13 protein-coding genes are annotated in these 12,129 nt (G+C 55.0%); all 13 read right to left on the bottom strand.

Going from position 1 to position 12,129, the window contains the following annotated elements:
• Positions 1–166: 166 nt before the first annotated feature.
• The 13 genes from hpt to H9X84_RS07795 all read right to left on the bottom strand — a co-directional run bounded on the left by hpt (position 167) and on the right by H9X84_RS07795 (position 12,115).
• The gene (gene hpt / locus H9X84_RS07855) at positions 167–697 is read right to left on the bottom strand and encodes a hypoxanthine phosphoribosyltransferase (RefSeq protein ID WP_205133741.1); all 531 of its coding nucleotides are present in this window, start codon (positions 695–697) and stop codon (positions 167–169) included.
• Positions 698–701: 4 nt separating this feature from the next.
• Entirely contained in the window at positions 702–2,042 is a 1,341-nt protein-coding gene (gene tilS, locus H9X84_RS07850; RefSeq protein ID WP_205133742.1) for a tRNA lysidine(34) synthetase TilS, read from the bottom strand.
• 71 nt (positions 2,043–2,113) lie between these two features.
• Positions 2,114–4,492, bottom strand: coding sequence for a SpoIIE family protein phosphatase (locus H9X84_RS07845; protein ID WP_205133743.1), 2,379 nt, complete (start codon positions 4,490–4,492; stop codon positions 2,114–2,116).
• A 206-nt stretch (positions 4,493–4,698) separates the two neighbouring features.
• Complete coding sequence (locus tag H9X84_RS07840; RefSeq protein WP_205133744.1) at positions 4,699–4,998, bottom strand: helix-hairpin-helix domain-containing protein; 300 nt, start codon at positions 4,996–4,998, stop codon at positions 4,699–4,701.
• A 4-nt stretch (positions 4,999–5,002) separates the two neighbouring features.
• Entirely contained in the window at positions 5,003–5,995 is a 993-nt protein-coding gene (locus H9X84_RS07835) for an ATP-binding protein (protein WP_205133745.1), read from the bottom strand.
• Between the two features lie 15 nt (positions 5,996–6,010).
• Positions 6,011–6,937: a DnaD domain protein gene (locus tag H9X84_RS07830; RefSeq protein WP_205133746.1), complete on the bottom strand. Its 927-nt coding sequence runs from the start codon at positions 6,935–6,937 to the stop codon at positions 6,011–6,013.
• A 153-nt stretch (positions 6,938–7,090) separates the two neighbouring features.
• A complete protein-coding gene (locus H9X84_RS07825) occupies positions 7,091–8,131 on the bottom strand; it encodes an MraY family glycosyltransferase (protein WP_207750543.1) in 1,041 nt (346 codons plus the stop codon).
• 48 nt (positions 8,132–8,179) lie between these two features.
• Positions 8,180–8,806, bottom strand: coding sequence for a uracil phosphoribosyltransferase (gene upp / locus H9X84_RS07820; RefSeq protein WP_205133747.1), 627 nt, complete (start codon positions 8,804–8,806; stop codon positions 8,180–8,182).
• A 16-nt stretch (positions 8,807–8,822) separates the two neighbouring features.
• Positions 8,823–9,251, bottom strand: coding sequence for a ribose 5-phosphate isomerase B (rpiB, locus tag H9X84_RS07815; RefSeq protein ID WP_205133748.1), 429 nt, complete (start codon positions 9,249–9,251; stop codon positions 8,823–8,825).
• Positions 9,248–10,327 carry an L-threonylcarbamoyladenylate synthase gene (locus H9X84_RS07810; RefSeq protein ID WP_205133749.1) on the bottom strand — a complete coding sequence of 360 codons (1,080 nt, stop codon included), beginning with the start codon at positions 10,325–10,327 and terminating at the stop codon, positions 9,248–9,250. Before H9X84_RS07810 ends, rpiB begins: the two co-directional genes overlap by 4 nt.
• A 4-nt stretch (positions 10,328–10,331) precedes the next feature.
• Positions 10,332–10,832 carry an SEC-C metal-binding domain-containing protein gene (locus H9X84_RS07805; protein ID WP_205133750.1) on the bottom strand — a complete coding sequence of 167 codons (501 nt, stop codon included), beginning with the start codon at positions 10,830–10,832 and terminating at the stop codon, positions 10,332–10,334.
• 185 nt (positions 10,833–11,017) lie between these two features.
• Positions 11,018–11,422, bottom strand: a complete 405-nt coding sequence (locus tag H9X84_RS07800; RefSeq protein WP_205133751.1) for a hypothetical protein — start codon at positions 11,420–11,422, stop codon at positions 11,018–11,020.
• A gap of 249 nt (positions 11,423–11,671) precedes the next feature.
• Entirely contained in the window at positions 11,672–12,115 is a 444-nt protein-coding gene (locus tag H9X84_RS07795) for a hypothetical protein (protein ID WP_205133752.1), read from the bottom strand.
• Positions 12,116–12,129: the final 14 nt, after the last annotated feature.

Raw genomic sequence — 12,129 nt, 5'->3', positions numbered from 1 at the left:
CTCCGCCGTCTCTTTATTAAAATCCCATGAGAGAATATTTTTTCTTCAAAATCGCCCTCTGGATAGCCCCGTAAAAACAAAATGGCCGGAAACCTTTTTTCACAAGGCTTCCGACCATCGTCATTTTTTCCTAAAGTTCACTGCGCCCTTGTGGCGCCTTCCCGCATCAGTCTTCCTCAAAATGCACCACGCCTACATAATCCAGATTTCTGTATTTCTGGGCATAGTCCAGACCATAGCCTACCACAAAGGCATCAGGGATGGTAAAACCAACATAATCCACCGGCACCTCTGTCACACGGCGGTCGGGCTTATCCAGCAGCGTGCAGATCTTGAATTTTTTGGGGTTTCTGTGGAGCATCAGCGCCCGCAGATGGCTCAGTGTTCTGCCGCTGTCAATGATATCCTCCACCAGCAGTACGTTCTTGCCTGTAATATCCTCGTCCAGATCCCGCAGGATCTTGATGCGGCCGCTGCTTTCCGTGGCGTCCCCATAGCTGGAAACATCCATAAAGTTCAATGTAACCGGCAGATGCAGCTTTTTGGCCAGATCCACCAGCGTCACCACGCCGCCCTTCAATACGCAGACCAGCTCTACCTGCTCACCGCAGAAGTCCTTTTCCACCTGTCTTGCGATCTCTTCCAGTCTCTGGGAGATCTCTTCCGCAGAAATCATAACTTCGATCCGTTCTTTCATGTCTCTATACCCTCCGTATTCGTACCGTGATATATCTTTTTGTATCCTTTTCCGGAAGAACGGCCGGGGAAATTCTGCCGCCCACAATCCACAGCACTTCACCGCCGCAGGCGATCAGGGCCTTCCGGTCCCGTTCTTCTCTGGGGATCTTCTCGTCGATAAAAAGATCCTTCAGCTTTTTGCTGCCCGCCCGCAAAGCCATCCGGTCTCCCGGCCGCCGGCTTCGGCAGCACAGCTCTCTTTTTATTTTATCATAATCGAATACATTCGTATAGTCATCCCGGCAAAATTCCCCCGGTTTCTCCAAAGATACTTCCGTCTCCACCAGCCAGCCCAGCTCCGGCACCGCCGTCTGCCCTCCAATCTCCAGCGAATGGCAAAAACCCACCGCCGCCATCTCCTGTCGTTTCAGCACCAATCTGCCGTACTCCATCCCCGCCCAAAGACCATGGGGCAGACAAATACTTTTGCCGCTTTCCTTTTCCAACAATTCCTCCAGCTGGAGGATATGGCTTCTTGTCACATCCCGCAGACTTCCTTTTTGGGCTACCGCCAGCCGCAGCACACGCCGCCGCAGGGCAGGATGCAGTTCCAACAGCGCGGCCGCCCAAAGGCCGCCTCTTTCCTCCAGTGCCGCCAGGGCCTTTTGCGCCTCTTTTTCCAGAAAATCCTCCTCCGCCGCCAGAAGCTCCGCCGCTTCCGATAAATGGCGGATACTCCCCCCATGGACCTGTTCCAAAAGGGGCAGAACCTGATGCCGCAGGCGGTTTCGGGTATAAGCGGTCTCCCGGTTGGTGCTGTCCTCCCGCCAGAGAATGCCCTTCTGACGGCAGTATACCTCGATTTCCTCCCTGCCGCAGAAAAGCAGGGGCCGGATCACGTCTTCCCGGACGGGACGCATCGCCGCCAGCCCCTGCATACCCGTCCCACGACAAAGACGCATCAGCAGCGTTTCCGCCTGATCGTTGGCATGATGGGCCACAGCGATTTTTCCGCCTGCCGCCGCCTGCCGCAGGGCCTCATAGCGGAGGATACGCCCTGTTTCCTCTACGCCCAGCTTCCGTTTCGCCGCTTCCGCCGCCACATCCAGCCGAATAACCGTACAGGGAATCCCCCAGCATCGACAGGTTTCTTCCACATAGGCGGCATCGGCGTCGGCCTCCGCTCCCCGCAGGCCGTGGTGTACATGGACCGCCTGCACCTGCCACTCTTCCTGGACGGAGAGCCGCCAAAGGAGATGGAGCAGCGCCATGGAATCGGCCCCGCCGGATACACCTACGGCGATCCGCTCTCCCCGCCCGCACATATGATATTGTTTCATGGTCCAGCGCACCTTTTCCAGCACAGCCTCCACCGCCTTCCTGTTTTTCTTAGGAAAACTTTACACGAAAACGGCTGTGCCGTCAACCTTAGCCCTTAGCCCGCTCTTTTCCAGAATCGGCCGGCCTGTACCGTCATATCGTCCTTCTCTCCGGTACAGACTTCTTCCGCCGCCCGCAGAATAAACTCCGCCGCGTCCTGGGGATTGGCAAAGCCCTTGGGCAGAAAGACCTCCTGGAGCCACTGGGCCGTTTTCTGTTCTCCGCCCATGGCATCGATGATACCGTCCGTCATCATCAGCACCATGTCCCCATCCTTCAAAAGCATATCATTTTTCTCCACAGACACCTGCCGCAGGATACCGGCAGGCAGAGATCGGGTATAGACGGAAATGACCCGCCCGCCCCGGCAAATATAGGAGGCCGCCGCCCCCAGCTTGATAAATTCCGATTTTCCGCTGTACAGATCCACGCTCAAAATATCCAGTGTGGCATAGGCTTCTTCTCCGTTGCGCAGCAGCAGCACGGAGTTGATCATCTGCACGGCCATTTCTCCGGAAAATCCCGCCTCGGCGAACCGCTCCAGCAGTTCCACCGCCGTCCGGCTTTCCGCCGCCGCTTTTTCGCCTGTACCCATGCCGTCGGAAAGCGCCATTCTGGCCGTACCGTTTTCCATCATCACACAGGAAGAAGCATCCCCGCAGGGCTGTTCCTTCTTCGCCGAGGAAAAAGCCGTGGCCGCCGTCAGACGAAAGGCCGGTTCCTCCGCCAACACCACCCGACAAAAACCCTCCTTTTCCCTCCGGCAAAGGTGCTCTCCTTCCTGGAGCATCTTCCGGTCCAGAACCCTTTGCGCTAACGGCAGCAGACCTTCCCGGCAAAGGCCCTGCTTCTCACAGCCCTTTACCAGAAATTCCACCCGGCAGACGCCTGTTTTTTTCTCCCGCGTCACTCTGACCTCCTTCAGGGAAATGCCCGCTTTTTTGCAGGCCAGAGACAACTCCTCCGTTTCCGCCGCCAGAAACACCGCCTCCGGCGCCGCCTGTCCGGAAAGCCGTTCCAAAATACCGCCTACGGCCTCCAGCTGCTGAGCCACCAGTTCCCGGCACTCCTGGAGCCGCTCTGTCCAGAGAAGATCATGGCGGTAGCGGCTGTATGTATCCGTCAGTATCCCCAGAAACAGCTCTTTTCTGGGGCAAAGGTCCAGAAACCATCTGGGCATATCCTCCATCCGCACCTGCCCCCGGCTGTCACAGCGGGATAAGGCGGAAAAGGTCATGCCGTAGGTACGGTAGACCTCTTCCTGCCAGCAGTATTCCGCCATGCCGCAGCCCTTGCAGGCCCGCTGGGCAATGGTATCCACCAGCGAGGAAATATCCTTTTTCTCCTCCCGCTCCTTTTGAGAAAAAAGGCGGGATAAATCCCGGAACGCTCCGGCAAAGCCATGAAGCTTTTCTTCTGTCATGGCCAGCATCTGCTGATACCGGTCCCGGCTGGTCTCCTCCTGCCGGAAGCCGCCGCCCTTTTCCAGTACCCGTCTGGGCATCACCACAAAAGAAACCGCCCCCGCCGTCATCCAGATCAGCCACACAGGCCGGAAAAATTCCTGCTCCACATAAAACCGCAGCAGCACCGCCGTCAGCAGAAAAGCCGCAGCCGCCGGGATACGCCCCAATTCCCGGACACTCCCCGCCAGCATACCGCCCAGCGCCAGCACCGCAAACAGAGCCAGATCCCCACTGCCGCTCAACAGCAAAAAGAACCCCAGCAGGACACCGGAAGCCGCTCCCGCTCCCGGGCCTTCCTTCCAGGCCGCCGCCAGCAGGAAAAATGTCGTCAACAGAGGAAACAGAACCTCCTCTGCCTTTGGAGCTCCCAAATGGGCCGTACCCGCCAGAGCGCCGCCCAAAATCAGAAAGACCGCCAGAGATTCCTCCCGGCTCAGCGGGCCCTTTGCCATCTGCCCCCAGGCTGTCAGCCCCTTTTGCAGTACAGCGGAAAGGCCCAGCACTAAGAGACTTTCCACCGCCGCCACTACAAAATAAAACCGCAGACCGCCGGTGCCCACAGCGTAAAAGGCGCCGCCCAGTGCCATGGCAAAGGCCCCCAGCAGTGCTTTTTTCCATACCTCCCGTTCCTTGACAAAACGGCCCAGCGTCAAATGGATCAGCACCGCTGCCAGCAGAACGCCCATATTCTTTACAGTAGCGCCGTTGCCGGCCATGCCCGCCGCCGCGGCGGAAAACATAAGCCAGAACATGGGGCCCTTTCCGAAATAAGCGGACAGATAGGCCATACCCATGGGGTGCAGAATCTGCACCAGCTCTCCTCTGGCCCACAGAAAGCCTGTCCCCCAGAAAAAGGCGCAGGCCCCCCATTTCTTCCATGGCAGTTCTGCCGCCAGCTTCTTTTCCGGTTCATAAACCGCTTTCTGTTCTTCTTCTCTCGTTTCCAGCGTAATTTCCGTCTTTTCCATGCGTCTTCCCTCCATATCCCCTATTGTAGGGAAATATGCCTGCTTTTTTTGTCGAAACGGGACTCCCCCCGGATTTTTTTTTGCGACAGAAACAGCGGAAAACAAACAGAAAAAATCGGTGTCCATCATAATAAAATTGCCGGAACCCTATTTCCGCAAGGATTCCGGCAATATCTGCTTTCTTTGAAGGATGCCCCTGGTTTGTGTCATCTCTCAGGCTCTCCGTTTTTGTTTCGCTCTTCTTCTGTTTCCGGGTATTCGTGGTCCTTCCAGTACCACCATTTCAGCTTTTCGGGGTCATGCACCTCCTGCTCGGCGTAATACACCGCCAGCCGCCACACATACAGGGCACAGCGGTCAACCTGCTCTCCTTTGCGAAGGCAGTCCGCCGCGTAAATGGCCTCTGGGTCCTTTCCCCGAAGATCCGCCAATGTCTCGATGCCCAGCGCCTCCAGATAAGAGGCCATCCGCTTGCCTACGCCGGGAATCCGCCGCAGTTCTTCCATAGGATCATCTCCTTCTGCGTTTTACAAGACGCACATCCTCGCCGAAAAAGCGCAGGATGCTGTACTCCTGTATCCGGGAAATGATCCGGTCGGAATACTGCTCCTTCATCTGCTCCGGCGTCAGATTGGTGGAAATGATGATGGATTTCCCCGCCAGCTTTCGGTCATTCATGATCCGGAACAGCTCCGTCGCCGTAAAAAGGGTCGGAAACTCTGTTCCCAGGTCGTCAATGATGAGCAGGTCCGCCTCCAGCAGTTCCCTATCCCAGTCCTCCCGCTCGCTGTCTTCCTCGTGGGAAAAACGGATTTCCTCCAGCCGACGGAACAGCTGCCCTGCCGTCAGATACAGCACAATCTTTCCCCGATCCAGCAGCTCCTTGGCGATACAGCTGCATAAAAAGGTCTTTCCTAATCCTGTGGGGCCGTAGAGCAGCAGGTTTTCGCCGCCCCGGTCGAAGTTCTCCACAAAAGCCAGACCCCGCCGCAAAATCTTTCCGGCGTTGTCCCGGGGGGAAATACCTTCCCGTTCTACCTTCTGCTGGCTGTACAGGCTCAGGTCATAATAGTCAAAATTCTCCCGCTCCAGAATCTGGCGGATATTGGATTGGTCGTACATTTTATCCATCAGCCGCCGTTTGAAGCAGACACAGGGCTGACCGTCCACAAAGCCCGTATCCCGACAGGTGGCACACTCATATTCCATTTCCAGCTGTGCTGGACTCATTCCCGCCAATGCCAGTATGGCTTCCTTTTCTTCCTTCAGAGCGGATTGTTTCTGCCGCAGAGCCAGAACATCTTCCGCCACACGCTCCGGTTTTTGCAGAACCATCTTTGCCGCCTCTACGCCGGCCAGTGCCATTTCCTCCCGGATCTGGGCCAGTCTGGGAAACCTCCGCTCCACTTCCTCTGTCCGCTGGCGCAGCTGGGCCGCCTTCTGGCTGCGCAGACTGTCATACTCCCGCAGGATTTCTTTATAAAGCTGTGCTCTCGTTGCCAAAGCCGTTCCCTCCTGTTACCATTGATCCCGTTCTCTGCGTTCCATTTCTTCCCATTCGCTCTCGTCCCATTCCCGCTGGGTATAATTGATAAAGCGGTTCTTTTTGGGCTGAGCCGCTGCTTTTTTCGTTTCCGGGGCCTTTTCCTTTTTGGCCGTATGGGCCGCGTCCAAAGCCGCCACATCCTCTATGGTCCTAACGCCCGCCTTCTGCCAGTGCCGCAGGATGCTGTCGGCATAGGGGAAGCTGACGCCGCCGGTACGCAGCACCGTCCGCTGACAGGCCGTTTTGATGATCTCCATCGGCAGCTTGTACTCCCGAATCCATTTCTTCATATAGGCCTCCTCCGCCTGGGAAGGCAGACGGTTGCCCTGACCGAATTCTCGCATAATCTCCCGGTAGCCCCGACGGCGCATTTCAATGAACTCCGCCGCCTTTTCCACGGTGTCGATGCCTTCCTCCGCCCAGCTGATGCCTACTTTTTCGATATAATGCATCCCTCTTTTATCTAAGGAGACACAGTAATTGAGAAGCAGCTCAATGACGTCCACCGGCAGGCCCAGCCAGTCGTGCAGGCCCAGCAGCAGCACCATATCATGATGGGAAAGGCACTTGCCCAGCTTCTGCTCCGCGTAGGAAAACAACTCCTTCACGCCTTCATTCTTCAAAGAAACGGCCACCTCCGCCGCGGAATAGGAGGGTCTTGCCGAAGGCAGAGCCCTTGCTTTTTTCTCCTCTTTCCAAAGGCCGCAGCCCCGCCCTTTCCAGTATTTCCACGCCTTTAATACATCGCTTTCCAGAATATCCAGCTTTTGGGCCACTTCCGCCGCCGTTGCCTGTCTGCCCATGGCCTGAGTCATGAAAAAGACGGACACATACAGCGGCGGCGCCAAAGGCAGTTCTTTTTCGATAAATTCCACAGATACTCGGATTTCCTCCGCCATATATCTCCCTCCTTTTCGTTTTTTCGGTACTTCATTATACTACAAAATCCCCGATGGCACAAGGCGGCGCGAACCTTCCCCGCCTGCCAGCATCCACCGTTTTGCCGGAAAATCAAAAACGCGGCCGCTCTTTTCCAGAGGGCCGCGCCTGTATTACTGGTTTTTGTTTTTAATATGGGCATTGAAATAATAAATGATAAAGCTCAGCACAATTACCGTCAGCAGCGCCACCACAAAGGTGCCGGAATCCTTCACGGCAATAAAGATAGCCAGAAGCCCCAGACACAGGCTGATGGCATACATGGTTAAAACGGCCTTCTTCTGGCCGAAGCCATGGTCGATGAGCTTATGGTGCAGATGCCCCCGGTCCGCCTGCATAATGGGCTGATGCTTTGCCATCCGCCGCAGCATGGCGAAAATGGTATCAAAAATAGGCAGGCCAATGCACAGAACGCTGACGATCAGCGCCAGCAGGGCATAGCCCTTGAATACCCCCAGAATACTGGTCACCGCCAGGACAAAGCCCAAAAAGGTAGAACCGGTATCTCCCATAAAAATCTCCGCCGGGTTGAAGTTACGGGGCAGGAAACCAAGGCAGGCTCCCGCCAGTGCCGCCGTCAGTACCACGGCGGTAGTGCTGCCGGTCATGATGCACAGTACCATCAGACTCAGCGCCGCGATGCCTGTCACCCCCGCCGCCAGACCGTCTAGCCCGTCGATAAGGTTTACGGCATTGGTTACCCCCACGATCCAGATCAGGGTAATGGGTACGCTGAATTTTTGCAGGGCCGCTGTCACCGGCCACAATACGATCTGTATTTTCGTGCCGGAAAAAATAACGATCAGCGCCGCCAGAATCTGCACGCAGAATTTCAGCTTGGCGGGCAGGTTTTTCATATCGTCCACCACACCCAGCCCAGCGATCATCAAGGCCCCAACGATAAATCCGGCAAACTGTCTGGGACTCATGCTGCGGTCAAAGAAATACACCATCAGCACTGTCACCAGAAAGCCCAGAATAATGGCTACACCGCCCATACGGGGCATGGGCTTTTTATGAACGCCTCTGTCCTTGGGGTAGTCGATGGCCCCCACCTTTACCGAAAGCCATTTGGCAAAGGGCGTCGTCACCAATGTAATGGCAAAGGCGCTGGCAAAGGCGGCAATATATAATAACCAGTTATGCTCTATCAAAAAAATTCACTCCTCACTTCCATGGAGTCTCCCACGGAAGAAAACAACTTATTTCGTACCAAAGATCCGGTCTCCGGCATCTCCCAGGCCGGGGACGATGTATCCGTGGTCATTGAGCTTTTCATCGTAGGCCGCGGCGTAAATATCCACATCGGGATGGGCCTTCTGGATCTTTTCCACGCCCTCCGGCGCCGCCAGAATACAAAGAAAAACGATTTTCTTTACACCTTTTTCCTTCAAAAAGCCAATGGCCGCCTCCGCTGTGCCGCCTGTGGCCAGCATAGGGTCCGTCAAAAATACGGTTCTCTCCGCCACATCCACCGGCAGCTTGCAGTAGTATTCCACCGGCTGTAATGTATTCGGGTCACGGTATAATCCAATATGTCCAATCTTCGCCGTGGGCATCAGGCGCAAAAGCCCTTCTGTCATACCGATCCCCGCTCTGAGGATAGGCACAATGGCCAGTTTCGCGTCTACAATACGGCAGTCGGCCTTCGCCACAGGCGTCTGCACCTGCACATCCTTCAGCGGCAGATCTCTGGTGGCCTCATAGGAAAGCAGCATGGCCACCTCTCCTACGATCTCCCGAAAATCCTTGGCGCCGGTGTTCTCGTCCCGCAGCATGGCCATTTTGTTCTGGATCAGCGGATGATCCGATACAAATAATCTGCTCATTATCTTTTTCTCCTTTTTAATCCTCAATCTGACGGATTCTTCTGATATGACGCTCGTCGTTGGAGAAGGGTGTTTCCAAAAACGCTTTTACGATCTCCAGCGCCAGACCGGGACCGGTCACTCTGGCCCCCATGGCCAGAATATTGGCGTCATTATGCTCTCTGGTGGCCTTCGCGGAAAAAACATCGCCGCAAAGAGCCGCACGGATGCCTTTTACCTTATTGGCGGCAATGGAAATGCCAATGCCGGTGCCGCAGATCAAAATACCCTTGTCGCATTTGCCCTCTGCCACAGCATGGGCCACTTTCTTGGCATATACGGGATAGTCCACAGACTCCTCGGAATAAGTCCCAAAGTTTTCATAAGGGATCTTCTGCGCGTCCAGATAAGCAATTACCTCTTTCATCAGCGGATAACCGCCGTGGTCACATCCTAAAGCTATCATTTTTCTTCCCGCTCCTTTCCGTCTTCCGCTTCAATATAGCGGTATCCCGCAGATTTTTGCAGCCGGTTCATAATGGCCATGCCTTCCCCTTCCAGAGGATAGACCTCCGCGTAAACAATATCAGTCTCCAAAAAATCAAATTTCCGCAGCATTTTAAACAGGTTGGCGCCGATTTCCTCCAGACGGTTCCGGCTGCCCGCCGAAAGCACCGTTGTAGCATGGTAGCCTTTTCTGCTTTCCTCTGTGGCCAAAACGCCCACTTTTTTGCCTGCCGCCATTTCTTCCGCCGCCAGCGCATTGATCTTTTCCTGTACTGCCGTCAGGTCTCCCCGCACCAGATATACCTCCGCCTTGGGCGAATAATGGGTATACTTCATACCGGGGGCCTTGGGCCGAAGATCCGCGGAGGGTTTCTCCAGAATAGCCGGGTCCACCTGTACCTCGCCCACGACTCTTTCCATCATCTCTTTGGTGATGGCGCCGGGCCGCAGGATCATAGGCGGTGTGACGGATACATCCACAATGGTGGATTCCAGTCCCCACTCCGCCGGGCCGCCGTCCAAAATCATATCAATCCGTCCCTCCAGATCAAAAGCCACATGGGAGGCTCTGGTAGGACTGGGCTTGCCGGAGGCGTTGGCGCTGGGCGCCGCGATGGGCAGTCCCGCCGCGCGGATCAATGCCATGGCTACCGGATGGGAAGGGAAGCGCACCGCTACCGTATCCAATCCGCCGGTGGCCTCCGGAGGGATGTTTTCCGACTTGGGAAAAATCATCGTCAGAGGGCCGGGCCAAAAGGCCTCCGCCAGTTTTCTGGAAGCGTCCGGGATCTCCCGCACAATGGGACGCAGTTCACTGAGCTGGGAAATATGCAGAATCAGCGGATTATCAGAAGGCCGGCCCTTGGCTTCATAGATCCGTTTGCAGGCATCGCCGTTGAGGCCGCTGCCGCCCAGACCATAGACCGTTTCCGTGGGAAAGGCCACCAGACCGCCCTTTTGCAGGATCTCCGCCGCCTCCGCGATCACGGAAGGGTCCGGATAATCCGCATCCACTGTTCGAATGATGGTATTCATATCCTTACAGGTTCGCTCCGCAGCATTTTTTATATTTTTTGCCGCTGCCGCAGGGACAAGGGTCGTTGCGTCCGATCTTCTGGCCCTTGACGATGGTGCGGGAGCGTTTCTGTTCCAGTGTCAGACGTTTTCTTGTTTCCGCGTCAAAAATGCCGTCCCACTGAGGCAGCTGATACAGATGTTCCGCATGGTATTCCACCATTTTCTTGAACAGGCGTTCAAAATCAATATCCAGAACGATCTGGGAATCCTCTGTCAGTTCCTTCATTTCATAGGGTGTGGGCAGAGCGTCATTGATGCCGTCCACAAAAGCCACGATCTCTTCCGCTGTCATCTGGAAGCGCTCCGCCAGTTCGGATACCTTGCCTTCCACCTTTGTCAGTTTCTGACCGATAATATATTCATAGATCTTCTGTTCCTTGGGCAGATATTCGTCCCAGACTGCTTCTACGCTTCTGCCATCCTTGGAAAAAGCCTTTTCCATCCAGCTTTCATATAAACTCATGTTGTTTCTCTCCTTTATGCCTTCGTTTTCTCATGTGCAAAAAACTGCACTCTCTGAAATGATAATATAATTTTGTCCTATTTGCAACAAAAAATAGCAATTCCGTCTGATTTCCGGGGGAAAACGGCCTGCCGGACACACAGAAAGAAGAGCCTGCCCGTACAGTGCCGGACGGCTCTTCCGTATTATGATCCCATGGCCCATTCCGGACCCGCAAACAGTCTGGTCTCCGGCGGCAGCAGTTCCCGCAGACCCTCCAGCCATGCTGCCAGACGGCTTTTTCTCTCTTTTTCCGGCGGCTGAGCAAAGATCTCTGTAATCCCCTTTTGTCTGGCGAAACCTCCTACATAGGCCGCCACATCCTCGCCGCAGCCAAAGCAGACAATGCCCCCCAGCCTGCCGCCGTACTCCGCCACTTCCTGCAGCGCGGCCATCTGTTCCAGATCCATGGAGCTTCCCTGTTCCACATGAAGGATATACAGCTCTCCGCCTGCTTCTCTGGCGGCGTCACAGCCTTCGTCCATCCATCGCAGAGACTCGGCTCCGCCGCTGACCAGCACCAGAATCTTCTCTTTCCGTTCTCTTTTCATAGAAACAACCTCCTGTAATCCCATATTCAGCGGCGCCGCGGCCGTGGGGCAAAGAAAACACACTGCCCCGGCTTCCGCCAAAACTGAAATTCCATTCCAAAGGCTTTTCATACACTCCACTGTCAGCATAGCACAGGATTCTTAGAATTCCACAGGGATTTCCCTTAAATCTTTCTTACGATGTCCCTTTTGGGCGCAAAAAAAGACGTGCGCCCTCACCGCCCGTGAAAGCCCGCGTCTTTTTCTGTCTTATTCTTCAGTTCCTGTCTCTTCCAGTACAGGTTCTTCCGTATCGTCGGTTGTCTGGTCATCCGCTGCTGTTTCGTCAGATTCTTCCAGCGTAAACTCAATGGCCGCGCCATCACCCAGCTCTACATTTTCCCAGATATGCTCCACATCCTCATCAAAAACGACTTTAACCTGCCAGCCGTTTTCTGTTACCGGTGCCATGCCGCTGAGGCTGACGGGCACCTCATAACCGTTCTGCCATACTTCTTCTGTCAGCATATTGTCGGTCCAGTCATAATCCTCTGTGGGACGCAGCTGCAGGGAAGTGATGTCGTGGCCGGTATCGTTGACAAACGTCATGGAATAAGAAATTTCCACTTCCTCTGTTTCCTGTTCACTGCCGCCGCAGGCGGAAAAGCCCAAAAGACAGACTGCTGTCATCAAACACAACAAAAATTTTCTCATTTTCTACAATCCTT

Origin of the sequence: Anaerotignum lactatifermentans (assembly GCF_016902535.1) — a bacterium.
GTDB classification, from domain to species: Bacteria; Bacillota; Clostridia; order Lachnospirales; family Anaerotignaceae; genus Anaerotignum; species Anaerotignum lactatifermentans_A.
This window is presented reverse-complemented; position numbering and strand designations above follow the sequence as displayed.